The following is a 25,100-nucleotide window of genomic DNA, read 5'->3' as shown; positions in this document are numbered from 1 at the left end:
CCGTGAATATACATGAAAAATACATAAACCGCTGTATTGCATTAGCCAAAAATGGTCTAGGAACAACGTATCCGAATCCTATGGTTGGCAGTATAATTGTTTATAATAATGAAATCATCGGAGAAGGCTGGCATCGAAAAGCAGGTGAAGCACATGCCGAAGTAAATGCTATTAATTCGGCAAAAGATTCTTCGCTGTTGTCCAAAGCAACTATATATGTATCGTTGGAACCTTGCAGTCATTATGGGAAAACGCCGCCGTGTTGTGATTTAATTCTGAAACATAAAATCCCGAATGTCGTAATTGGAACCATAGATCCACACAGTAAAGTAGCTGGTAGTGGCATTAAAAGACTAGAAGAAAATGGAGTGCATGTTACGGTAGGCATTTTAGAAAAAGAATGTCAAGAACTGAACAAACGCTTCTTCACGTTTCACAATAAAAAGCGACCCTATATTGTGTTAAAATGGGCGGAAAGTTTAGACGGATTCATAGCGCCGTTAACCAAAGAAAAGAAAGCGCCTGTATGGATTTCCAATGTCTTTTCGAGACAGCTAGCCCATCAATGGCGAAGCGAGGAGCAAGCTATTTTGGTGGGAACCAATACCGTTTTAGAGGACAATCCTAAATTGGATGTGAGAGATTGGTGTGGCGCAAACCCCATTCGAATCGTGTTGGACCGATCTGGAAAAATAGCTAAAGAGTTCTTTGTCAGAGATGAAAAAACAAAAACCATCATCATTACCGAGCTGGAAAATTTAATAGCTACTGAAAATTGTATATATGAAAATGCTATCTTTGATATGGAGCTAACCAAAACAATTGTCGCTATTTTATACAAATATGGGATTCAGTCTGTACTCATAGAAGGTGGAAAACAAACTCTTCAAAGTTTTATAGAGGACAACCTTTGGGATGAAGCTAGAGTTTTTATAGGAAACGTACATTTGGAAAAGGGTATTGAAAAACCTGTTTTAAATGGAGTATACCAAACAAAAGACATTAAAAACGACCAACTTAAACTTTATTTCAACCATGATTAACGCTATTATTTTCGATTTTGGGGATGTTTTTATCAATCTTAGAAAAGAACAATCTCTTGTAGAGTTCCAAAAACTTGGATTGAATGGCCCAAACGAAGATTTGTTAGCTCATAATGACTTATTCGAGAAAGGAAAAATAAACGAATTGGAGTTTATCAATTGCTTTACAAAATACATCCCGAATGCCAGTGTAGAGGAAATCACGAAGGCTTGGAATTCGGTCATAGGCGATTTTCCGCTGTACCGCTTGGAGTTTCTACAAATGCTTGCCGGCAAGTACCGCTTGTTTCTGTTAACCAATACGGATTCGATTCATATCGAGCGTTTTGAACATAAAGTAGGCATGTCCTTTTATTCTGATTTCTATCGCTGTTTTGAGAAAGTCTATTATTCCTATGAAATGGGAATGCGTAAACCCGATCCGGAAATTTTCAACACTATCTTACGAAAACACGATTTATCTCCAAAAAGAACTTTATTTGTGGATGATAAAAAAGAAAATACGGATGTTGCTGCATCGCTTGGACTCTATGTATGGAATTTACAAGTAGGTCAAGAAGATGTTGTCGATTTGTTTGAAAAGAAAGATTTGCCTTTATAATTTTGGAAGTAAAAGACACTTATAAAACCTTAGCTTCTCCATCAACCGAAATCCTCTACAAAGAAAAAAACAGTAAGTTTTTTGGTTATGCCTTTCCGGTCAACAGTGAAGAAGAAATCAAAAAACATCTGGAACAATTACGCAAACAGCATTTTGGTGCAGTGCACTTTTGCTATGCGTTTCAACTCGGAACAGAAACCCTTCAATTTCGTGCCAATGATGACGGCGAACCCAGTAATTCAGCCGGAATGCCGATATACGGTCAGATTCAATCATTTGGCCTAACCAATGTTTTGGTAGTGGTGGTCCGATTTTATGGCGGAGTAAAATTAGGTGTGGGCGGATTAATATCGGCTTATAGAACTGCGGCACAAATGGCTCTTTCTGAAGCTGTCATTATAGAAAAAACTATTGACATCCATTTCTCCATTACATTTGATTATAAAAACATGAACAAAGTGATGCGTGTTATCAAAGAAAAAAACCTCAACATTGTAGCACAGCACATGGACGAAAGCTGCCAAATGGAACTGAGTACGCGAAAAAAAAATGCCGATATGATTTTCGACATTTTTTCAAATTTATTTGAAGTGGACATTCAAAAAGTTTAATCGTTCATAATGTCCAAAATATACTGCGGTGGCTGAATAGCTTTTCCTAAATTGATGTCTACAAATACCAACATAAAATGCGCAGTTGTTAACAACTCATTATTTTCATTACGAATTTCACAATCAAATTCCACCTTTACTGAAGATTGTCCTTTAAACTTGGTTACAACTGTAAGTAAATCATCATAACGTGCTGGTTTTTTGTAATTTATAGTCATCGAAACTATAGGCAATGCAATTCCGTTCTCTTCGAGCGTTTTATACGAAATCCCTTTGTTTCTGAGCCATTCCACGCGTCCCATCTCAAAATAGGGCACATAATTGCCGTGATAAACCACACTCATTTGATCGGTTTCGGAGTAACGGACTCTCACTTGAATTTGATGTTCTTTCATCTTATTTTTCTGCTTTTTATTGGAGTATATTTCAATCTTTACAACATTTTTTTTAAAAAATCAATGCCATTTTAATTTTTTTTAACGAATTTTATTCACATATTTGTTACCCCGAAAAACAGTAAAAACATTCGTTGTTTTTTAGAGTTAAAACCTAATACATAAATACTATAATTTTAAACCAAATGAGTAAAACTGCGCAATCGGTGTGGGAAAACTGTCTACTATTTATAAAAGACAATATTCAAGAGCAAGCCTACAAAACTTGGTTTGAACCGATTAAGTCAGTGGAACTAACTGATAATGCTCTTTACATTCAAGTTCCTAGTAAATTCTTCTACGAATGGCTTGAAGAACACTATGTAAAACTTTTGAAAGTTGCCTTGACTAAAGAACTTGGTAAAAATGCAAAGTTACTCTATAAAATCAAGATGGAAAACACTTACGGCAACAAACAACCGTTTACGGAACAATTGCCAAGTGCCCATAGAAGTCCGATAAAATCACAAGACGTTGATGCCCCGTTTAAAAACCTCAATCCCGAATTAAAAAATCCTTTTGTAATTCCGGGTATCCGAAACTTAAAAATTGAGTCGCAACTAAATCCAAACTATAGTTTTGACAATTTCCTAGAAGGAGATTCCAACCGATTGGCTCGTTCTGCCGGAATGGCTGTTGCGAACAAACCTGGTGGAACCTCATTCAATCCGCTACTCATTTTTGGTGGTGTCGGATTAGGAAAAACCCACTTAGCCCATGCTATTGGGGTTGAAATAAAAGATAAGTATCCTGAAAAAACAGTGTTGTATATTTCTGCTGAAGTATTTACCCAACAGTATATCGACTCTGTTAAAAAGAATAATAGAAACGATTTTATTCATTTTTACCAATTGATTGATGTGTTGATTATCGATGACGTTCAGTTCCTTTCCGGAAAAACAGGAACGCAGGATGTATTCTTCCACATATTCAATTACTTACACCAAAACGGCAAACAAGTCATTCTGACTTCCGATAAAGCTCCGGTGGATATGCAGGATATCGAACAACGATTGTTGTCCCGTTTCAAATGGGGATTGTCAGCCGAATTACATCAGCCTGACTACGAAACCCGTATTTCTATCTTAAAAAATATTTTATATCGTGATGGCGTTGAAATGCCGGACGAGATTATAGAGTATGTGGCTCGCAATATCAAGTCGAATGTTCGTGAGTTGGAAGGAGCTATTATTTCGCTAATCGCCCAATCATCTTTTAACAAAAAGGAAGTGACTTTAGATTTGGCCAAAAGCGTAGTAGAAAAATTCGTGAAAAATGTAAAACGTGAAATATCCATTGACTACATCCAAAAAGTAGTTTCTGATTATTTCCAGTTGGACATCGATACCTTGCAATCTAAAACAAGAAAACGCCATGTGGTGCAGGCACGTCAATTAGCCATGTTCTTTGCTAAGAAATTTACAAAATCGTCCTTAGCCAATATTGGTTCTCAAATTGGAGATCGTGACCACGCTACGGTATTACATGCTTGTAAAACGGTGGACAACTTGGTTTCAACAGACAAACAGTTCAAAAAATTTGTAGAAGATATTCATAAAAAATTATCCCTATAATTCTCTTTTTGACTAAGTTTGCGGTCTAGAACGATTTGATTATGCCCGTTAAAATTTTGATGGTTTGTCTTGGAAATATTTGCCGATCACCCTTGGCAGAAGGTCTCTTAGCGGCCAAACTTCCTAAAGATAGATTTTTTGTGGATTCCGCTGGAACAGGTGCTTATCATATTGGCAAGCAACCAGACAAACGCTCTGTGATGACCGCCCAAAAACACGGCCTCGATATTTCTACTCAGAAAGCGCGACAATTTAGCTCCAGAGATTTTGAGGATTTTGATTATATCTTCGTGATGGACAATACCAATTACGATGATGTCATTGGACTCGCCAAAAATGAAGACCAAAAAAAGAAAGTACAACTCATTTTGAACGAATTGTTTCCGGGCGATAATGTAGATGTTCCGGACCCTTATTACGGCCTACAGAATGGCTTTGATATGGTGTATGAAATGCTCGATGAAACGTGTACGCTTCTGTCTAAAAAACTGATAGCAAAACATTCATGAAATGCTATAGCATTTCATCTGACCAATAAAAAATGCAATAGCGCAGATGAAACCTGTTACCCTGAAAGGAAAGTTATATTTAATTCCAACCACCTTGGGTGACATGGATCCTCATGATGTTTTACCACAAACGGTAAAAAGAGCTATCGACTTTATTGACGACTACATCGTTGAAAATGAGAAAACGGCCCGAAAGTTTATCAAAGCTATTCATCCCGAAAAAGCACAGTCCAGTTTACGACTTACACTCTTAAACAAACGTACTGAGGTATCCGAATACAATGCCATGATTGCGCCTTGTTTGAATGGTCACAATATTGGCTTAATGAGTGAAGCAGGTTGCCCGGGTGTTGCTGATCCTGGAGCCGTAATTGTCAAAATTGCGCATGAAAAAGGAATCCAGGTTGTTCCTTTGGTTGGGCCTTCTTCCATCCTACTGGCAATGATGGGCTCTGGAATGAACGGACAAAGTTTTGCCTTTAATGGTTATCTTCCTATTGATAAAGGCGATAAAAAGGCAGCTTTAAAAAACTTCGAAAACCTTTCGTCTGCCAAAAATCAATCGCAGATTTTCATTGAAACGCCTTACCGGAATAATAAGTTATTGGAAGATTTGTTACAGGCATTACAGCCCAATACACATCTTTGCATTGCTACGGATATTACGCTTCCAACAGAATATATTAAAACCTTACGAGTAGCGGATTGGAAAAAGGTGAAAGTGGATTTACACAATAGACCAACGATATTTATCATTCATAAGTTTTAGGAAACGTATAAATGCAATTACTCTACCTTAGCATTCTTAACGGCCTGAATACTTTTGGTTTCAAATCCACCAAAATCTCTCATATAGCTTTTAACTGAAGTACCGTAATCGTCTTTGCATTTTTTTTCACCGTTGGAATTTAAAAAACGTTTGACCGAACCTGCGCCTCCCAAATGGGCTGCAGCCAAGATTCCTGATTCCGTAATTTTAACGCCATCGACAATCTTTCCTTCAAAATACTGGATGTAGTTCTTCAACTCATACTTGTTTTTAGAAAGTAAAGCTACAAAGGCTTTTTCCTGTAGTTTGGGACTGCTCATAAAGCGGGCACTGTCATTAATTCCGATTGATTTAAGGGTTTCTTTACCAAATTGGTATTTCCCCATATAACCGAGCGTATTAATTTTATGGTATTTTCCTTGAGATTCTTTGTGAGCCAAAGCCTCTTTAAAGCCAATAAAATATTTTCCTGTAAAAGGAATTTTCAGATTGGCGTAATCCATAGTGTTCTGAGAAGGAAAAACATATAAAAGCTCTTCATTATCAGATACAGAAAATCCGTTATTAATTTGGGGAGTGTAAGGTTTAAAACCTGAGCTTATAAAAGCTACAGTTAGTAGGATTGAAATGTAAAATATACTTTTCTTGATCATTTAAAGGTGTTTCTCAAGCGCTGTCACCGACATGAATATTTCCGAGTGCAAATATACAACATATAATTACAAAATTGACTGTCAACAACTTAAAAATAAAGCAAGTGAAATTTACTTCCGCCTGAGCCCTTGATTTCAAACGTTGGAGCGGGAATTTTAATCGAATTAAAGACTGTTAAAATTGTCTTAACGAAATGGGATTTGGTTTTAATTTTAGTCAAATCAACATCGAGACTGAGATAAAATTGACGGTATCTTTCCTTTTCAGGAAGAAAAATGGTATTCACGAAACCTTCTTCACCAGTTAGCATTCCTTCGGCACCATAACCCACCGCGATATTGAGCCACTTGGGAATCACCGTTGACTTGGTAAAGCTTTGGATATTGGCGGAAAGCCAATAGGTTTGACCGTTGTAGTCTTTCAGAATCTGCTCCGGAAGAGAACTTCCCAAAACATTAGGTCTTGCAGAAGCATAAGGAGTGGTATGAAACGAAAACTTAGGTATAATGCGTTGTTCTTTCCACAACAACTCTTGCGAAACGTATAAGGCCGTACCAGAAACGTTGGCGGCAACATCTCCTAAAGATGCACCCCAATTAGCCGAAAAACCATCGAAAACTTCCACCGTAGTCAAAAAAGCCAAACCTAAAGTGGCACCATAAAGCAATTGGCTTTTCCTACTTGCACCTGTCCATTTGAGGGCATTGGCTCCTAAACTTCCGAGATGATAGGATGAAAAGACATGACCAGCTTTATCCATCTGAAGCCATTCGGCGTTGTCGTTAATAAAATGAAAATCAGAACGCGGATAATCGGCATACCAAGCCTGATTTAAACCGATTAAGGCCGTTGAACCTAGAACGGTTTCTGAAATAACAATTGTTTTAAGACGCTTATTGTTTAAACTATCCGAAGGTTTCAATAAACGTTCGATGCTGCTTTGAGCAGAGGAGTTTTGGAAACATCCCAATAGCAAAAAAGCACTTATGCCATGGAGGAATTTCAAAATTATCGATTTGTACCTTGCGTATTCAACCAATCCGCATATTTCTTAGCATTTACCTGATGTTGCTCATAGGTAGCCGCAAAAACATGGTAACCAAATTTTTCCACACTCGCACAGAAATAAAGATACTCATGCTTTTCCGAATTGAGGACTGCATCAATGGCATCCACATCGGGCATGGCTATTGGTCCGGGAGGCAAACCAATTACTTTATAGGTATTGTAAGGAGAATTGATAAACAAATCATTATATAAAACTCGTTTGATGACCTGATTAAAATCGTTGTCTCTTAACTTCAAAGCGTATATTACAGTAGGATCAGCTTGTAGCGGCATACCTTGGTTCAATCGGTTAAGATATACGCCAGCAATCGTAGGGCGCTCACTTTTTTTAACCGACTCTTTATGAACAATAGCGGCTAACGTAGTTACCTGAACCGGAGTCATGTTTAAAGCCTCTGCCCTTGCCAAGCGCTCTTTCGTCCAGAAACGTTGATACTCTTCCAGCATTTTATCACGGAACTTTTCAGCCGAAATATTCCAATACACTTCATACGTATTGGGTAAAAACATAGCAAAAACAGTTTGTGCTGTAAATCCGTTTTGCTTTAAGAAAGCATCCTCTTTAAAAGTTGCCAAAAGCTTTGTAGTGTCGGGCTCTATTTGAGAACTCAAACGTTCTACCAAGTTTTCCAATCGTTCCTGATTGTTAAAAGCCAATTTTACAGGAACATTTCTTCGCATAGCGCCTACCAATTGAAAAGCACTCATCCCTTTCTTTAACAAAAAGCGTCCAGCTTTGACGTTCTCAGGATACTTACGCATTTTAGCGATAAATTCGAAATCATTCATATTCTTTACTATTGGTGAAAGAATCCTTTCGACGTCTTGATACGAGGAACCTGTTGGAATCTCAACAAATTCATCTTTGGCGATTTTGGTATTAGAAGTAAAAAATTTAATATAAACAATCGCCACAAATACTATAAAAGCGATGGCCAGAATCTTGATGATTTTAGTCTTATTCAAAACAATTTATTTTTTAATTAATTGAAAAACAGCTTCGTCATGAAAGGCGTAGTTGGCAAAATTCCAATCTTTTTTTACGCCAATTTTCTCAAATCCAAATGTAGTAAAAAGTGCTAAACTTGCTGTATTATCCGTTCCGATATTTGCATACAATTGATGCAACTGTAGGTGCTGAAAGCTATAATCAATTACCAAACTTAAGGCCTCTTTTCCAAAACCACTATTTCTGTTGCTATCATTTTGAATTATAATCCCCACTCCCGCACGTTGGTTCTTTACATCAAAATCAAATAGATCAATTAGTCCAATCGCTTCGAAAGTGTTGTTTTTGCAAATGGCCAATCGCAATTGTTTCACTTCATAAATATCCTGATGGGCATTTTCTAAATACTGCCGGATGAGAAATTTGCTATAAGGAGTTATGGTATTACTGACCTCCCAGATTGATTCATCATTTTCTATAACATAGATAAACTCTAAATCCTCGGGTTCGAGTGCACGGAGAAAAATCTTAGTTCCTTTTAGTGTTGTCATATTGATTTTAGAATGATGATTTTTGATTGTATAATTTAACTGTGAACTTACATAGCGAATAAAACTTTTTTTAAATCCTAAATCACAAATCTTAAATTACAAATCGATTGCTCCTTCAAAAACAAAAGTTGCAGGTCCTTTCAGAAAAACATTGATGTATCCATCGTTTACTTTATCAAAAGAAACCTGAAGTTTTCCACCTTCAACATCCAAATCAATACTATGCGCGTTAGTTTTACCTAGGGCATTCATCGCGATAGCAGCTGCAGTAGCTCCAGTACCGCAGGAATAGGTTTCATCCTCTACGCCGCGTTCGTAGGTACGCAAACGAAAATGATTGTCTGCCATTTGGTGTACAAAATTAACATTGCTTCCTGCTTTTCCGTACAAATCAGAATACCGTATTTTGGCTCCATTCGACTTTACATCATAAACGTCCAAGTCGTCTACAAGCATTATATGATGTGGGGAACCCGTGTTTAGAAAAACATAATCGCTTTCTATTTTAACGTCATTTACATCTTTCATTTGCAACGCGACATCGCCATTTTCAAGAAAGGAAGCATAGTGCAAGCCATCTGTAGCTATAAAGGTCGTCTCGTTTGAAATTATATGCAATCTTTTGGCAAAAGCCACAATACACCGTCCGCCATTACCACACATAGAGCTTTGGTTGCCATCCGAATTGTAATAGACCATTCTGAAATCGGTTTTGTCGTCATTTTCTAACAATATCAGGCCATCAGCTCCAATTCCGAAGCGTCTGTCGCAAAACTTTTCGATAAGTTGGGTATTGTCTTTCGGGAACGTATTTTGTCTGTTATCGATAAAGATAAAGTCATTTCCCGTCCCTTCGTATTTGTAAAATGTGGTTTTCATAGCATCGTTTACTCCCACAAATATAGCAAATATTAAGATTAACTTAAAAATTGTTAAACGAGCGTTAAAGGCCGTTCGGATGAAAATTGATTTTTTTTAATTTTACTATCAAATAATTTAAAATGGTATTTAAGATGAAACGATTTTCAGGTTTATTTTTGGTTTCTTTATTGAGTGGTGCAACCACATTGGGCGCGTACAAATTATTTGTAGAAGAAAAGAACAGTAGCGATTCGATTGTAACTTTGGCGCCAAATAGTTATGGTAGAACGGTTGGATTATCAGGCGAAGCTGTAGATTTTACAGCTGCTGCTGAAAGCACCATTCATTCCGTCGTTCACGTTAAGAATGTCTCTGTTCGCACAGTTTCCGACCCTATCATGCAATTCTTTTATGGCTCTCGAGGCGGACAACAACAAGAACAAATAGGAACAGGTTCTGGGGTAATTATTTCTGAGGATGGTTATGTAGTGACCAATAATCATGTAATCAAAGATGCTTCAGAACTTGAAGTTACTTTAAACAACAACAAATCATATAAAGCCAAACTTATCGGAACCGATTCTAAAATGGACATTGCGCTATTAAAAATCAATGCCGATGAAAAACTGCCGTATTCTACTTTTGCAGATTCTGATCAGGTTAAAGTGGGCGAATGGGTTTTGGCCGTTGGCAATCCTTACAACTTGAATTCTACCGTTACAGCCGGAATTGTATCTGCGAAAGCCCGAAACTTAGAGAATAACGGACTCCAATCGTTCATTCAAACCGATGCTGCTGTAAATCCGGGGAATTCCGGTGGTGCTTTGGTTAACACCCGTGGGGAATTAATCGGAATTAATACGATGATTTCCTCTCCAACCGGAAGTTATACAGGATATTCGTTCGCCGTTCCTTCTAACATTACCCGTAAAATTATTGAAGATATCATGGAATTTGGCAATGTACAGCGCGGTATTTTGGGAGTTGAAGGAGGCGAATTAAATAGTAAAGCTTCGAAAGAATTAGGAATTACAGATACGGAAGGTTTTTACATCAATAAAATTACGAAGAACTCTGGTGCCGAAAAAGCAGGCTTAAAGCAAGGAGATATTATCAAAAAATTAGACAATCAGAAAATCAGTTCTTTCTCAGAATTATCGGGATATATCAGTACCAAAAGACCCAACGATAAGGTTCAGGTTACTTTTATAAGAGATGGAGAAACTAAAATGGTACCGGTTACTTTAATCAAAAATGAAATGGTAACTACCGAGTTTAAAGGATTAGAATTGGAAGATATTGATAGTGCTGATAAACGAAAATTCCGAATCGGTTATGGCGTTCGTATCAAGGACATCAACAACGACAATCTTCGACCCTATTATGACCAACTTAAAGGAAGCATTATTCTTTCGGTTGATAATGTAAAAGCGACAGACGTTCAAACCCTATCTAAATTTTTAAATAAAAAAGAGGAAGGTCAAAGCGTTAACATACAAATGATTAACAAGATAGGCCAAGTTGTCCAGATAATTTTATAAGAATAAAAGGTTAGTATTGATTGAAACCAGTTCTTTTTAGGGCTGGTTTTTTTGTTTTACAAAAAAGTTACGAAATCGTTTTCGTGAAACATATCATTTTTATATTTTTGCGCCAAATTAAGATTCCGAAATACATTCGGGACAGGCAACACAACTAAATACGTATTTACTTTATGGACAGTAACAAATTTTACGAGAAAGAGGTATCATTTCAGGCGGATCGAAGAAAAGCAGCCGTTGAACTCATTAAGATTATCAGTGATTTGTGGTATGACAAATCCATCGAATTGGTCCTTTTCAGAAACCAATTGATTGATAGAAATGTTAGCGACATCATTAACTTTCACGAATATGCCGGAGAATTTGTTCAAAAACCCATCAATATTTTTGATTCGGTAGAAATTGCACGCGCGATGCTCGATTTAGATTTACCGCCCTCAAGAATCGATATCGGAAAATTAACTTATGAATATCATCTAGAAGACAATAAATACGATGATGGTCGTGCTTTTGTTATTGACAAGTTAAAAAATGCCAAAGATTTCCATGACCTAAAACCGAAAGATGTTGTTTTATACGGTTTTGGGCGAATTGGACGATTATTAGCTCGTGAAATGATGAGTAAAATGGGCAAAGGACAACAGCTACGTCTTCGTGCCATTGTTACCCGCGACAAAAACGATGCGACTTCATTGGAAAAAAGAGCATCTTTATTGCGTTACGATTCGGTTCATGGTGATTTTCAAGGTTCGGTTCAAGCAGATGCCGAAAACCAAGCCTTAATCATCAATGGAACTACTGTACACGTCATTACTGCTGCTAATCCTGAAGAAATTGATTATACAAAATACGGCATTGAAGAATGTTTGTTAATAGATAATACCGGAGCTTTTACTACAGAAGAGGCTTTAAAACGTCACTTAGTATCCAAAGGAGTTCATAAAGTCCTATTGACGGCTCCAGGAAAAGGGATTCCGAATATTGTATACGGAGTAAACCACAACGATCATAATCCGGATAAGGTAGCCATTTTTTCTGCGGCATCTTGTACTACCAATGCTATCACTCCAGTCCTGAAAGTGGTTGAAGACGCTCTTGGCGTTGTAAAAGGTCATATAGAGACCATTCATGCTTATACTAATGACCAGAATTTGGTAGATAACATGCACAAAAAATACCGTCGCGGACGTGCTGCTGCGCTGAACATGGTTATTACAGAAACTGGTGCCGGAACAGCTGTTGCAAAAGCATTACCAAGCTTGGCCGGAAAATTAACTTCAAATGCAATTCGTGTTCCTGTTCCTAATGGTTCGCTTGTAGTAATGAATTTGGAGGTAGCTAAAGAAACTTCTGTAGAATCAGTAAACGCTATTATGAAGAAATACGCTTTGGAAGGTGAATTGGTGGAACAAATCAGATATTCATTAAATAATGAATTAGTTTCTTCGGATATTGTTGGAACGGCTCAACCTTCAATCTACGACAGCAATGCGACGATTGTTTCCGGAGACGGAAAGAATATTGTGCTTTATGTATGGTATGACAATGAATATGGATACAGCCATCAGGTAATTCGTTTGGCAAAATATATTGCAAAAGTAAGACGCTACACTTATTACTAAAATTAGTAATTCAGTAGGGTAAAATCCGTTTAGTTTGTTATAAGCTAAACGGATTTTTTATGTTATTAACATTTTTTTGTTGATAAATGCAATTCGTATAATTTTTTTTATTAATTTTCGTCCCTAATTTGTTGCCCCCACAAATCTATTATTTATGAAGAAAGTGCTTTTTGGTTTACTTATCGTAAGCTGTTTTGCGTTCTCTAAAGGAGAACCTCGAGTAGAGACCTATAACTATGGTCAAAATGGAATGGAGCTCGTCGCCCGTTCTAAAAAAGGTGTTATTATTGTGAGCACCTATAATTCTAAGATGACTATTCGTCAGGAAATTGCCAGAAAAATTTATGACTTGTATTTAGAGAACAAGTTGCAAAGCAATAAAAAAATAACGGTTGAAGGCGCAGAAGCCGATGTTACCGGTAAATGCATCATCAGAAAAAAGAATAGTCTTACTGCGGTTGATTTCTATTATGAAGTAGTAGAATGGGACTCCGGACTCAAAGAAATTTATAAAAATAAGTTATAAAAAAAATGCTCAACAAATGTTGAGCATTTTTTTATTTATACCACTTGATTACGCTTTTCCTGCCGCAATCAGGTTTAAGGCAGAGCCCGCAACAAACCATCCTATTTGACTTTCGTTGTAAGTATGATTTGCCAAAATGATATCTTTAGAACCATCAGCATGAACGAATTCTAAAGTCAATGGTTTTGCTGGAGCAAACTCCGTCAAATCCAAGAAATTGATGGTATCATTCTCCTGAATTTTATCATAATCAGCTTCGTTTGCAAAAGTCAAGGCCAACATCCCTTGTTTTTTCAAATTGGTTTCATGAATACGGGCAAATGATTTTACTAAAACCGCTTTAACTCCAAGAAATCTTGGCTCCATAGCTGCATGCTCTCTCGAGGAACCTTCACCATAGTTTTGGTCTCCCACCACAATTGTAGGAACTCCAGCAGCTTTGTAGGCTCTGGCAACAGCAGGAACCGCATCGTAAGCTCCTGTTAATTGATTTTGAACTTTATTCGCTTCCTGATTGAACGCATTCACCGCTCCAATTAGCATATTATTAGAAATATTATCTAAATGACCACGGAAACGCAACCATGGCCCAGCCATAGAAATGTGATCGGTGGTACATTTTCCGAAAGCTTTTATTAATAATTTGGCTCCTGTGATATTTTTACCATCCCAAGCGTCAAAAGGTGCTAACAACTGTAATCTTTCCGAAGTTGGAGAAACGACTACTTGTACGCCACTTCCGTCGGCAGCTGGAGCTTGAAAACCGGCATCTTCCACATCAAATCCTCTTTTAGGTAATTCATCGCCGTGAGGTGGATTTAATTTAATCGCTTCACCCTTGTCATTTAATAGCGTATCCGTTATTGGGTTGAATGACAAGTCTCCAGAAATTGCTAAAGCAGCAACCATTTCAGGGGATGTTACAAAAGCGTGTGTATTTGGATTACCATCGGCACGTTTTGAGAAGTTTCTATTGAACGAGTGAACGATAGTATTTTTTTCTCCTTTATCGGCACCTGCCCTGTCCCACTGTCCGATACAAGGTCCGCAAGCATTGGTAAATACTTTCGTTCCCATTTTTTCGAAAGTAGCAATAATGCCGTCTCTTTCGATAGTGTATCGAATCTGTTCTGAACCAGGATTGATTCCGAATTCGGCTTTTGGTGTAATTCCGTGAGCCACGGCTTGCTCTACTATAGAAGCAGCTCGAGCCATATCTTCGTATGAGGAATTGGTACACGACCCTATTAATCCCCATTCCACTTTTAGAGGCCAACCATTTTTAGCAGCTTCTTCTTTCATTTGAGAAACCGGCGTTCCTCTATCTGGAGTAAATGGTCCGTTAATGTGGGGTTCTAATTCTGATAAATTAATTTCTATAACCTGATCAAAATACTGACTTGGATTAGCATAAACCTCTGCATCACCGGTTAGGTAATCAGCTACTTTATCAGCAGCATCTACAATATCCTGACGGTCAGTAGCTGCTAAATATCTTCTCATGGAGTCATCGTAACCGAAAGTAGATGTTGTTGCACCAATTTCGGCTCCCATATTACAAATGGTTCCTTTTCCGGTGCAAGACATGTTTATAGCACCTTCACCAAAATATTCTACAATAGCTCCCGTTCCGCCTTTTACAGTAAGAATATCAGCTACTTTTAAGATTACATCTTTAGGTGCCGTCCAACCGTTTAATTTTCCGGTCAATTTTACTCCGATAAGTTTTGGAAACTTCAACTCCCAAGACATACCCGACATGACATCTACCGCATCAGCTCCACCGACACCAATAGCTAACATTCCTAAACCCCCAGCATTTACTGTGTGTGAGTCTGTTCCAATCATCATTCCGCCAGGGAATGCATAATTTTCTAAAACGATTTGGTGAATGATACCTGAACCTGGTTTCCAGAATCCGATTCCGTATTTATTAGAAACTGACGAGAGGAAATCGAAAACTTCTTTTGATTGTGAATTGGCTACTGCTAAATCGGTAGTAGCACCAACTTTTGCTTGAATTAAGTGATCGCAGTGTACTGTTGTTGGAACGGCAACTGTCTTTTTACCGGCATGCATAAATTGCAATAAAGCCATTTGTGCTGTTGCATCTTGACAAGCAACTCTATCGGGAGCAAAATCTACATAATCCTTTCCACGAGTGAAGGATTGTGATGGGTTTCCTTGCCATAAATGTGAATATAAAATCTTTTCTGAAAGTGTTAATGGACGACCAACTAACTCACGTGCTTTATCCACACGCTCCGCCATTGTTCCATAAACTTTTTTAATCATTTCAATATCAAAAGCCATACTATTTAGGGTTTATTTGTTTCGCAGTGCAAATTTACGAAAACGTTATATTTAAGTAAATTATTTTCAGAAAATATGCTAATCATGAATGATGTTTTACGAAATAGTGATTTTAACCCTTCCTTTTTTGTAAATGTAACATTTAAACGCTAAGAAATTGACGATTCTTAATTTCTATCCCTTAAATCCATTATCGGCTTCTCGTAAAAACGGTACAAAATCGCACTAAAAAGTATCGTGATAGCGAGATAAAACGCTGTAATCAAATGCAATTGCAATAATGAGTCTCGTTTATTATCGACAAAAAACATTACTATCTGCATAATCACGCTGTAATGAAGAAGGTAAATTGAGTAAGAAATTTTGCTTAGGAACTCGATTGGACGTTGAAGTTTAGTCGTTGAAGTTTCCCATTGTGATAAGAACGGCATTAAGCAAGCAATCGATACAGACACCATGGGAAGGTAAATAACATTCCATATGAACGGATAGGTTTCAGGCAGTAATCTTAAGAAACCCATTCCAAAATACATAAATATCATTATGGATACTCCAACCAAAAAAGATTCCCTTTTAAACTTACTCCAATATTTTTGACAATTGATACTAATCCAAGCGCAGACAACCCCTATAAAAACAGCATCTAAGCGGTAAATCACTACTGCTTTTAAGGACATATTCCAATCATCAATGGTAGTAGTTTTTGTTTTGTAGTGATAATATAATTTAAAAAAAACAGACAACACAATTAATAGCGTTGTGATAACAAGGAAAAATTTACGTTTGCTTTTAGGTTTGAAAATAACAGAAAAAAGTAAAAGAGACAAAGGTAAAATGATATAAGCCCACTCTTCTACAGAAAGGCTCCAGGATTCTGGGAAAAAAGAAGGCATCTGGGAAAGACCATTTTGAAGAAAAACAAAATACAGTTCTATTTTTGAAATATTCCGCCCTAAACTCGCTGAAATAGCAATGTTTATTAAAAGTACCAGAAAGTAATTTGGCAATGTCCGAAACCATCTTCTTCTCAGGAAATGGATCGCGCTCTGTAAGTTAAACTTTTCCTCAACAAATAACTTGTAGATGATTTTACCAATAAGAAAACCGCTTAAAACGAAGAAAAATTCAACCCCGAGAAATCCAAATAAAGCAAAATACTGTTTGATAAAGCCATCTTTAGGATTATAAATCCATAAAATATGTGAGCATAGCACCATTACTATAGCTGCTGCACGCATTACATCCAATCCAAAAACTCTTTTTGAATCCATTGGTTTTGTATTGTTCATGCAAGAAATTGATATTTAGAATCGTTAGAGAATCAAAGATATGTAAAATTTAAGGAGATATAATTTTCTAAATCAGTATCAAATCAAGTTACAAAACAGTAGTATTAGTGTAACAATACCATTTTGAAAGCTACTTATAAATAACTTGTTTTAAGACAATGCTTTTCATCTATCTAAATCAACTAAATATGTCACACAAAATCGGTTTTTTATTAGCAATAGCAGCCTCAATATTGAGCGTAGCAACAGGTATTGAAAAAAAAGAAATTAAAGTAAGAAAATCCTTTTACGTAGCAACATCTCGATAATTTTCGAATAAAAATGAAGTAATTTATCTTCAGTATACGTATTTGACTACCATTGTATAAACTACAAAGCTCCTTATTCCTTTGTAGATAAAAATGCCTTTTAAAATACTTTGGACAGAAACTTGTAAATCATTACTATGGATGACGTAAACAAAAGAAGGCAGAGTAAAAGGCCAACTAACAGTAGCTGTAATGCTTCATTGGTAAAGCTTGGAAACTCTTTAAACTCTGACAACACTGCAAAAACCATATAGATTGAAAACAACGAGGTTACTGTGGCCAAAAACATTCCGATAAACTTGTTCTGAAAAATCATTTGCAATACCATTATTAAAAGTAATCCTAGTGCAAAAAAGTTGATATGATTATTTCCAAAGTAATTTTCTAAAAACCAATATCCACTGAGGATGACTATGATTATTTCGGGTACTAATAAGAGGTATTTTTTTTTCATTGTGATAGCTTTTTGATTTTGATGATGCTATATAAACGAAAAAAAAGCTGTTTTATTACAACAGCTTATTAATTATCATCTCTTCGGTAATACCTTCGGCATCAGCCTTGTAGTTTTTAATAATTCGATGACGAAGAATTCCAGTCGCAACCGCTTTAACATCTTCAATATCTGGAGAAAACTTACCGTTGAAAGCAGCATTGGTTTTAGCCGCTAAAATAAGGTTTTGTGAAGCTCTTGGTCCGGCACCCCAATCTAAGTAATTCTTGATGTACTCGTTGGAAAGCGGATTGTTAGGACGTGTTTTGCTTACTAGAGTAACTGCGTATTCAATCACATTATCGGCTACTGGAATTCGACGTACCAAATGCTGAAAATCGATTATTTCCTGTGCTGTGAATAACGGATTGATGGTTGGCTTCGCATCTGAAGTGGTACTTTTTACGACATCGATTTCTTCAGCAAAAGAAGGGTAATCTAGTTTGATGGCAAACATAAAACGATCTAATTGCGCTTCGGGTAAAGGATAAGTTCCTTCTTGTTCTATTGGATTTTGAGTTGCCAAAACAAAATAAGGTAAATCCAATTTGTAGTTTTGACCTGCAATGGTAACCGAACGTTCCTGCATTGCTTCTAGTAGAGCAGCTTGTGTTTTTGGTGGCGTTCTGTTGATCTCATCAGCCAGAATAATGTTAGCAAAAATAGGTCCTTTTATAAATTTAAATTGTCGACTTTCGTCTAAGATTTCGCTTCCTAGAATGTCCGAAGGCATCAAATCCGGTGTAAACTGAATACGTTTAAAATCCAAACCTAAAGCCTGTGAAATCGTATTTACCATCAATGTTTTGGCCAAACCCGGCACACCTACAAGAAGCGCGTGTCCACCTGAGAATATGCTCAATAAAATTTGGTCTACAACATCGTCCTGACCCACAATTATCTTGGCAATTTCTTTTTTAAGCTCTAGTCTTTTTTGAACTAATTCTTTAACCGCAGTAACATCAGACATAGGATTTCTGGTTTTGATTTATGATTATTTTTTGATCCAATTATTGACAAACACACAATCTCTGTACTCACCGTTAACTTTGATATACGTTTCTTTTATTTTCTCGTCAGTCCATTTTCCAATGGCTTTGATTTGCTTTTCTTTTAGGGCCAAATCCTTGATTTTTATGTAATCTTTAGCATAATCAGCAGTGTGCTCATTAATTCTATTGGTCACGGTAATGATTTTATATTTTTTACCACTTCTTGGATCATCATCTAAAATGGGTACTGTAATGGCATTGTCTTTTAAGTTAGAAACTTCGCTATAAAGACTAGGATCCATTTTGGTCAATTCAAAGTGTGTGTCCTGAGTTTTTGGATTAATAAGTGTTCCACCATTCGCACGAGTTTCCTTTTCGTCGGACATGGTTCGAGCTGCTTCTGCAAAAGAGATTTCTCCGTTTTCAATTCTTCTTTTAATCAATGTTATTTTTTCTTTCGCATCTTTCAATGATTGATCAGATACTTTTGGCATCATCAATATGTGTCTTAGTTCTACTTCCTGGCCTTTGATTTTTTCGACCATAATGATGTGATAGCCGTATTCTGTTTCAAACGGCTCCGAGATTTCGCCTTCACTTAATGAGAAGGCAACATCTTTAAATTCTTTTACGAACTGAGTTTTTCTGTTTATCTTATAAAATCCGCCGCTTGAGGCCGAACCTCTATCATCCGAATAAATAACAGCCCTTGTTTTAAAACTTGCTCCAGCCAATACTTCTGCTTTAATTTCTTTAAGTCTATTAATTACCCTTTGTTTTTCTTCTTCAGAGATTTTGGGAGCTACGACAATCTGCGCCACTTCCATTTCGGCACCAAAAACAGGTAAATCTGCTTCTGGAATTGCCTTAAAGAACGTACGTGTTTCTTCAGGAGTAATTTCAACACCATCGATAATTTTCTTTTGCATTTCGCCACCGAGCTTGATGGTTTTGATAATATCAAATAATTCACTTTTGAATTCATCTTCATTATCCTTTTTGAAGTATTGTACCACCTTATCCATCGAGCCTAATTGCTCTACCATATAGGAAATTTGATCGTTCATTTTTTCCTTTACCTCTTCATCTTTGATAATAATACTATCTTGTACAGCCTGATGCGCAAAAAGTTTGTCCTCCAACAATTTTCCTAACATTTGGCAACGGGTAATATCTTTTATAGATTGACCTTGACTAGACAACTCTAAAAACGATTTATCAATATCAGAATCAAGAACAATATAATCGCCTACAGTAGCAATAACGCCATCTACTTTCTGTCTTTTAGAAGTATTTTTTACAACAGGTTTTGTTTTGACAGAGTCTTTAATAATTTCCTGCGCATTGGCAAAGCTTACAGTGCAAAGAACAGCAATAATTGCTACAGTAAGTTTGCTATTGGTATATTTCATAATCATTGTTTTTAATGGCGTCATTCGTAATTTCTTTTTCAAATTTTTTAATCAATTCTAATTTTCTCTTATTCAGTATAACTTCTTTCAGCGTAGGTTTGATATACTCAAATGGTGAAATCTGATTTTTCTCAATTACACTGGTTATTTTTATCAGATAAATATCATCTTTATCCTGAATCTGTATTTTTTTACCCGAACGAATATATTCATCTCGGTTATCCGGATTTATCACTGGTAGTTTTTCATATACCTGACTCATATCAACCCAAACACTATCATTCAGAGCAAAACTTTTAAATTGAAGACCGTAGGTACTCCAAAATTTTTTGTCTTTTTTATTATAGTCAAAGAATTTACTCCTAATGGTTGCAAAACGAGGATTGTCTTTGGATAGGTTAACAAACCTTAATCGCACTAACGTTCCGTATGTTTTGAAATTCTCCTTATTTGCGGTGTAATACGTTTTTAATTCGTCCTGACTTACAACCGTATCCACTGTGTTTTTAACGACCTCTTCAATATATGCCCTCGTATATAAATCTATTTTATACTGTTTGATTAGCGCATTGTATTCTCGCTTTTTTTGATCGCTTAGATTCCGCTCTGCCGCTTCAATGAGTAACTTTTGACTTGCCCACCGATCTATAAAATCACGGACTAAAAGAATACTGTCCTCTTTAGAAGTACCGGTTGGAACTAAAGTTGCAATATCACTTTTGTATAAATAATTTTTCCCTACCCTTGCGATGGACTGTGGTTTCTGTTTTGGTTGGAAATAGTTGCAAGAACAGACCATCAGACATAGTAGGAAGAGACTATTTCTAATCATTTATTTCAGCTGTTTTTTTACGGCTGCAAAAGCATCATTGTTCACTTTTACGTTAAATTCCTTTTTCAAATCATCGACCCATCTTTGTTCCAAATACTGTTGGTAATCGTTAACCATTTTCCCTTTACATTCTTCAAGTGTTTTTGGAGCTTCTGGTAAAATTCGTTCCACATTGGTTACAAAATAATACTCTCCTTCCTTAAATACATTTGAAACTCCAACATCATATTTCATGGCTTTTGGTAGTGCATCACTTCCTTCTTCAAAAACACCACTATTGGTCATAACATTGATTACATTGTTCAAATTCAATTTGTCTTTGATGGCTTGTGGCTCTGTCCCTTTTTTCAATAATGACTGTGCTTTTTTGATCATGTCCTCTTTGGTTGAAGAAGCTACAGTTACCTCTACTCTCTTCTTCCACATGTGTTCCATTTTATGCTGGTCGTAGAATGTTTTTAACCCTAAAGTATCTGTTTTTGCTCGTTCCCAAATTTCTTTTTCCATTAAGTCGAATAACAATAACCCATCGCGGTATTCTTCCATAACGTTGGCAAAATCAGGAAAATCATTTTCCAAGTTTTCATCATAAAACGTGGTCAATTGTTCGTCTAGGAATTTTGTATACAATTCTTCCGTTAGTTTGGTTACCGGCTTTGTTTTTATACCTGCTTTCTGTTGCTTATCCACAAAATCCAAGAACGCTTTACCGTCTATTTTCTTTGTGTTAATAGTTAAAAGAGTTGCCGTGAAATCTTTGGCGTTTTCTGGCTGTGTCCATTTTGCTTCATAAAAATCATTGGTAACTAATTTTGAAACCGCTTGAAACTGTTTGTTGTCTCTTTTATAAGTATATTTTTTTCTAAGTTTTTCGTTTAAAGAAGCGGTAATCTTTTTAGATCTGTCGTCTTTCCCCACTTTAGTTTCAATTTCAGATTTCATCTCATCGATAGTTTTTATCGGATGTTTTTCTATCAACTTAATGATGTGCCAACCAAATTGCGACTGAAACGGTGCCGAAAGATCGCCTACATTTTTCAATGCAAAAGCCATATTTTCGAATTCTTCCGAACTAAGTTGACCCGAACCAAATTTATTCAACACACCACCTTTTGAAGAGGATGATTTATCTTCTGAAAATTGTTTGGCTAAATCCTCAAACTTTTCGCCTTGCTGTATTTTTTTATAAATGTCGTTTATGGTGTTCTTTGCATCTTTATCAACATCATCTGCTTTCGGATTTAAAACCATGATGTGCGCCACTGTGATTTCTCCGCGATTGGCTCGAATGTCATTTATTTTTAAAATATGGTATCCAAAACGCGTTCTGATAATTTTAGATATTTTACCTTTTTCGGTAGTAAAGGCTGCATTTTCAAAAGGATACACCATTCTGAACGCAGTAAAATAACCTAAGTCACCTTTATTCTCTTTGGCAGAAGGATCTTCTGAAAACTCCGTTGCTAATTTTTCAAAGTCTTCACCGGCAAGTGCTTTCTTTCTGACTTCATCAATCTTTTTAAACGCTTTTAAAGTGTCTTCAGGAGTAGCGTTCTCGTCAGCCATTATTAAAATGTGAGACGCTTTTATTTCTTTTTGAAGTCGGTTATACCCTTCTTCAACAAGTTCCTGCGTGATTTTAGTATCGTTAAAATAATTTTTGGCTAATTGAGTTCGGTAGGATTTTAACTCGTTTTGATATTTAGCGTTATTCTGTAAACCCAACTTATAAGCTTTGTTTACTTTCAGTTTATACCCTACAAAAAGTTCTAAATACTGATTTAAATCTTTTTGAGTATCATCTTTAACTAAATCTAAATTCTTTTTATAGATTCTTTCAAATTCATCCGTGTAATAAGGCTTATCGTTGATGGTAAAAAGAACATCCTTGTCTTTATTTTGTGCGCCTAGGGAAGATGATATTACAAATAATAACCCGAAAAAAAACTGTCTTAAATTCATGCTGATAAAAATTTTCTTTAAAAAAATTTATATTAAATTTTATGTGCTCACACTTTCTAAAAACGGTTTGAGATAGCAGTGTAACAATCAACAAAAATAGTAATTCAAAGACATTATCCAACTATACGCGCTACTATTAACAAAATTTTATTAACACTTCTTTCCTATGAAAATCTGACATCAAAATTTGAAATGAAAACCATAAGGAAATAATCAGTAAATAATAGTATTTTTGCAACCAATTTATCAAAAATCATGAGTTTTTTAAAAGAGATACAACGCCGCAGAACTTTTGGAATTATTTCACACCCTGATGCTGGAAAAACCACCTTAACCGAGAAATTGCTTCTTTTTGGAGGAGCGATTCAGGAAGCTGGTGCGGTTAAAAACAATAAAATCAAAAAAGGAGCGACCTCCGACTTTATGGAAATTGAGCGTCAAAGAGGGATTTCGGTATCGACTTCGGTTTTGGCTTTCAACTATAAAGACAAAAAAATAAACATCCTAGACACACCAGGACACAAAGATTTTGCTGAAGACACTTTTAGAACTTTGACTGCTGTAGATAGTGTAATTGTTGTGATTGATGTTGCCAAAGGTGTTGAGGAACAGACTGAAAAACTGGTAGCCGTTTGTAGAATGAGAAACATTCCAATGATTGTTTTTATAAACAAGTTGGATAGAGAAGGAAAAGATGCTTTTGATTTGATGGATGAAGTGGAACAAAAATTGGGATTGAGCGTGACACCTTTGAGTTTTCCAATCGGAATGGGATATGATTTTCAAGGTATATACAATATTTGGGAACAGAACATTAATCTTTTTAGTGGCGACAGTCGTAAGAACATTGAAGACACCATCGCTTTCTCTGACATCAATAGTCCTGAGCTAGAAAAAATAATTGGTGAAAAACCCGCTGTTAAATTAAGAGATGAATTAGAATTAATTTCAGAAGTGTATCCTGCTTTTGATAGAGAAGCCTATCTTGAAGGAAGTTTGCAACCTGTTTTCTTTGGTTCTGCCTTAAACAACTTTGGTGTTAGAGAATTATTGGATTGCTTTGTAGAAATTGCTCCAGCGCCGAGAGCTAAAGAATCAGAAACGCGATTGGTAAAACCAGAAGAAGAAAAAATGGCTGGTTTTGTATTCAAGATTCACGCTAATATGGATCCAAAGCACCGAGACAGATTGGCGTTTGTAAAGATTGTTTCTGGAACGTTTGAACGCAACAAACCATACATGCACGTTCGTTTAAATAAAAATTTGAAATTCTCAAGTCCTAATGCCTTTTTTGCCGAAAGAAAAGAGATCGTTGACATTTCGTATCCAGGTGATATTGTAGGATTGCATGATACTGGGAATTTTAAGATTGGCGATACCCTTACAGAAGGCGAAATGATGAGCTTTAAAGGCATCCCTAGTTTTTCACCGGAACATTTTAGATACATCAATAACGCTGACCCTTTGAAGTCCAAACAACTTGAAAAAGGAATTGATCAGTTAATGGACGAAGGTGTGGCACAGTTGTTTACTTTGGAGATGAATAATCGAAAAGTCATTGGAACTGTAGGAGCACTCCAATATGAGGTAATTCAATACCGTTTGGAGCATGAATATGGCGCGAAATGTAGTTATGAAACCTTTCCGGTGCATAAGGCTTGTTGGGTTAAACCTAATGATGCCAAAAGTGAAGAATTTAAAGAGTTCAAAAGAATAAAGCAAAAGTTTTTGGCCCACGACAAATACGGTCAATTGGTGTTTTTGGCAGATTCTGAATTCACAATTCAAATGACGCAAAGCAAATTTCCGAACGTAAAATTATTTTTCACATCAGAATTTGATTAATTGCCTCAAAAAGCAAACTAAATTTTTTATTTAAAAAAATCATTCCTATATTTACCCGCTGAAATACAGTCTTTATGAAAAAGTTTTCGAAATTTTATTTATGGTCAGTTATCCTTTTCACGGATTTTATGGCATTTGCGCAACCAGGTGATGACGATGGTGGCGGTGGCGTTGAAGGTGGCGACCCAGAACCAGCACCAATTAATAGTAAATTGATTTTACTAGCCATTACGGGAATCCTTTTTGTAATGTATACTTTTAGAAAAAACAGAAAGCAAGCTTAATTTTTTAATCTTGTTTTTTTTAATATAAAAAAATCCCCACTTAATAAGTGGGGATTT

At 36.2% G+C, this 25,100-nt stretch carries 24 protein-coding genes; 11 read left to right on the top strand and 13 right to left on the bottom strand.

The genetic code is table 11. From position 1 onward, the window contains the following. Nucleotides 1–2: 2 nt before the first annotated feature. The 3 genes from ribD to ACULEU_RS03440 are packed head-to-tail and all read left to right on the top strand — an operon-like array spanning nucleotide 3 to nucleotide 2,255. On the top strand, nucleotides 3–1,043 hold the full coding sequence (ribD, locus tag ACULEU_RS03450) for a bifunctional diaminohydroxyphosphoribosylaminopyrimidine deaminase/5-amino-6-(5-phosphoribosylamino)uracil reductase RibD (protein WP_445454057.1): 1,041 nt from the start codon (nucleotides 3–5) through the stop codon (nucleotides 1,041–1,043). Beyond that, entirely contained in the window at nucleotides 1,036–1,644 is a 609-nt protein-coding gene (locus tag ACULEU_RS03445; RefSeq protein WP_445454056.1) for an HAD family hydrolase, read from the top strand. The genes ribD and ACULEU_RS03445 overlap by 8 nt, the downstream gene beginning before the upstream one ends. Before the next feature lie 2 nt (nucleotides 1,645–1,646). Beyond that, nucleotides 1,647–2,255 carry an IMPACT family protein gene (locus ACULEU_RS03440; protein WP_445454055.1) on the top strand — a complete coding sequence of 203 codons (609 nt, stop codon included), beginning with the start codon at nucleotides 1,647–1,649 and terminating at the stop codon, nucleotides 2,253–2,255. On the opposite strand, the gene ACULEU_RS03435 is transcribed toward ACULEU_RS03440, so the two are convergent. Further along, a complete protein-coding gene (locus ACULEU_RS03435; RefSeq protein ID WP_445454054.1) occupies nucleotides 2,252–2,650 on the bottom strand; it encodes an acyl-CoA thioesterase in 399 nt (132 codons plus the stop codon). The two genes, ACULEU_RS03440 and ACULEU_RS03435, sit on opposite strands and share 4 nt — an antisense overlap. 185 nt (nucleotides 2,651–2,835) lie before the next feature. Here ACULEU_RS03435 and dnaA point away from each other — a divergent pair, with 185 nt between their 5' ends. Genes dnaA through ACULEU_RS03420 form a run of 3 tightly spaced genes read left to right on the top strand, consistent with a single transcriptional unit; the run spans nucleotide 2,836 to nucleotide 5,541 of the window. Beyond that, nucleotides 2,836–4,263, top strand: a complete 1,428-nt coding sequence (gene dnaA, locus ACULEU_RS03430; RefSeq protein ID WP_445454053.1) for a chromosomal replication initiator protein DnaA — start codon at nucleotides 2,836–2,838, stop codon at nucleotides 4,261–4,263. A 41-nt stretch (nucleotides 4,264–4,304) separates the two neighbouring features. Then, entirely contained in the window at nucleotides 4,305–4,772 is a 468-nt protein-coding gene (locus ACULEU_RS03425) for a low molecular weight protein-tyrosine-phosphatase (RefSeq protein ID WP_445454052.1), read from the top strand. Nucleotides 4,773–4,818: 46 nt separating this feature from the next. Beyond that, nucleotides 4,819–5,541 carry an SAM-dependent methyltransferase gene (locus tag ACULEU_RS03420; RefSeq protein WP_445454051.1) on the top strand — a complete coding sequence of 241 codons (723 nt, stop codon included), beginning with the start codon at nucleotides 4,819–4,821 and terminating at the stop codon, nucleotides 5,539–5,541. A 17-nt stretch (nucleotides 5,542–5,558) separates the two neighbouring features. On the opposite strand, the gene ACULEU_RS03415 is transcribed toward ACULEU_RS03420, so the two are convergent. From ACULEU_RS03415 to dapF, 5 genes are all read right to left on the bottom strand, one after another. Next, nucleotides 5,559–6,194 (bottom strand): peptidoglycan-binding protein LysM, encoded by a 636-nt coding sequence (locus ACULEU_RS03415; protein ID WP_445454050.1) that lies wholly within the window; start codon nucleotides 6,192–6,194, stop codon nucleotides 5,559–5,561. An 89-nt stretch (nucleotides 6,195–6,283) separates the two neighbouring features. Next, nucleotides 6,284–7,201 (bottom strand): DUF2279 domain-containing protein, encoded by a 918-nt coding sequence (locus ACULEU_RS03410; protein WP_445454049.1) that lies wholly within the window; start codon nucleotides 7,199–7,201, stop codon nucleotides 6,284–6,286. A 2-nt stretch (nucleotides 7,202–7,203) separates the two neighbouring features. After that, nucleotides 7,204–8,229 (bottom strand): endolytic transglycosylase MltG, encoded by a 1,026-nt coding sequence (mltG, locus tag ACULEU_RS03405; RefSeq protein ID WP_445454048.1) that lies wholly within the window; start codon nucleotides 8,227–8,229, stop codon nucleotides 7,204–7,206. Between the two features lie 6 nt (nucleotides 8,230–8,235). Beyond that, a complete protein-coding gene (locus ACULEU_RS03400; protein ID WP_445454047.1) occupies nucleotides 8,236–8,763 on the bottom strand; it encodes a GNAT family N-acetyltransferase in 528 nt (175 codons plus the stop codon). A gap of 96 nt (nucleotides 8,764–8,859) precedes the next feature. Beyond that, nucleotides 8,860–9,642, bottom strand: a complete 783-nt coding sequence (gene dapF / locus ACULEU_RS03395) for a diaminopimelate epimerase (protein ID WP_445454046.1) — start codon at nucleotides 9,640–9,642, stop codon at nucleotides 8,860–8,862. A gap of 134 nt (nucleotides 9,643–9,776) precedes the next feature. Here dapF and ACULEU_RS03390 point away from each other — a divergent pair, with 134 nt between their 5' ends. From ACULEU_RS03390 to ACULEU_RS03380, 3 genes are all read left to right on the top strand, one after another. Continuing rightward, nucleotides 9,777–11,165 (top strand): Do family serine endopeptidase, encoded by a 1,389-nt coding sequence (locus ACULEU_RS03390; protein WP_445454045.1) that lies wholly within the window; start codon nucleotides 9,777–9,779, stop codon nucleotides 11,163–11,165. Nucleotides 11,166–11,338: 173 nt separating this feature from the next. Beyond that, nucleotides 11,339–12,787 carry a glyceraldehyde-3-phosphate dehydrogenase gene (locus ACULEU_RS03385; RefSeq protein WP_445454044.1) on the top strand — a complete coding sequence of 483 codons (1,449 nt, stop codon included), beginning with the start codon at nucleotides 11,339–11,341 and terminating at the stop codon, nucleotides 12,785–12,787. Nucleotides 12,788–12,941: 154 nt separating this feature from the next. After that, nucleotides 12,942–13,313, top strand: coding sequence for a hypothetical protein (locus ACULEU_RS03380; protein ID WP_445454043.1), 372 nt, complete (start codon nucleotides 12,942–12,944; stop codon nucleotides 13,311–13,313). 48 nt (nucleotides 13,314–13,361) lie between these two features. On the opposite strand, the gene ACULEU_RS03375 is transcribed toward ACULEU_RS03380, so the two are convergent. The 7 genes from ACULEU_RS03375 to ACULEU_RS03345 form a co-directional block, all read right to left on the bottom strand. Then, on the bottom strand, nucleotides 13,362–15,626 hold the full coding sequence (locus ACULEU_RS03375) for an aconitate hydratase (RefSeq protein ID WP_445454042.1): 2,265 nt from the start codon (nucleotides 15,624–15,626) through the stop codon (nucleotides 13,362–13,364). 167 nt (nucleotides 15,627–15,793) lie between these two features. Next, nucleotides 15,794–16,915, bottom strand: coding sequence for an acyltransferase family protein (locus ACULEU_RS03370; RefSeq protein ID WP_445454041.1), 1,122 nt, complete (start codon nucleotides 16,913–16,915; stop codon nucleotides 15,794–15,796). A 408-nt stretch (nucleotides 16,916–17,323) separates the two neighbouring features. Continuing rightward, complete coding sequence (locus tag ACULEU_RS03365; RefSeq protein WP_445454040.1) at nucleotides 17,324–17,677, bottom strand: hypothetical protein; 354 nt, start codon at nucleotides 17,675–17,677, stop codon at nucleotides 17,324–17,326. A 55-nt stretch (nucleotides 17,678–17,732) separates the two neighbouring features. Beyond that, nucleotides 17,733–18,686 carry an AAA family ATPase gene (locus ACULEU_RS03360; RefSeq protein ID WP_445454039.1) on the bottom strand — a complete coding sequence of 318 codons (954 nt, stop codon included), beginning with the start codon at nucleotides 18,684–18,686 and terminating at the stop codon, nucleotides 17,733–17,735. 24 nt (nucleotides 18,687–18,710) lie between these two features. Then, nucleotides 18,711–20,120: a peptidylprolyl isomerase gene (locus ACULEU_RS03355; RefSeq protein WP_445454038.1), complete on the bottom strand. Its 1,410-nt coding sequence runs from the start codon at nucleotides 20,118–20,120 to the stop codon at nucleotides 18,711–18,713. Next, nucleotides 20,104–20,952 carry a hypothetical protein gene (locus ACULEU_RS03350; protein WP_445454037.1) on the bottom strand — a complete coding sequence of 283 codons (849 nt, stop codon included), beginning with the start codon at nucleotides 20,950–20,952 and terminating at the stop codon, nucleotides 20,104–20,106. Before ACULEU_RS03350 ends, ACULEU_RS03355 begins: the two co-directional genes overlap by 17 nt. After that, nucleotides 20,953–22,914, bottom strand: a complete 1,962-nt coding sequence (locus ACULEU_RS03345) for a peptidylprolyl isomerase (protein WP_445454036.1) — start codon at nucleotides 22,912–22,914, stop codon at nucleotides 20,953–20,955. 255 nt (nucleotides 22,915–23,169) lie between these two features. Between ACULEU_RS03345 and ACULEU_RS03340 the strand changes: the two genes are divergently transcribed. Both ACULEU_RS03340 and ACULEU_RS03335 read left to right on the top strand, forming a co-directional pair. Then, nucleotides 23,170–24,759 carry a peptide chain release factor 3 gene (locus ACULEU_RS03340; RefSeq protein ID WP_445454035.1) on the top strand — a complete coding sequence of 530 codons (1,590 nt, stop codon included), beginning with the start codon at nucleotides 23,170–23,172 and terminating at the stop codon, nucleotides 24,757–24,759. Nucleotides 24,760–24,833: 74 nt separating this feature from the next. Further along, nucleotides 24,834–25,043: a hypothetical protein gene (locus ACULEU_RS03335; RefSeq protein WP_445454034.1), complete on the top strand. Its 210-nt coding sequence runs from the start codon at nucleotides 24,834–24,836 to the stop codon at nucleotides 25,041–25,043. The last annotated feature ends 57 nt before the right edge of the window (nucleotides 25,044–25,100 follow it).

Source organism: Flavobacterium sp. 25HG05S-40 (genome assembly GCF_052654735.1).
This window is presented reverse-complemented; position numbering and strand designations above follow the sequence as displayed.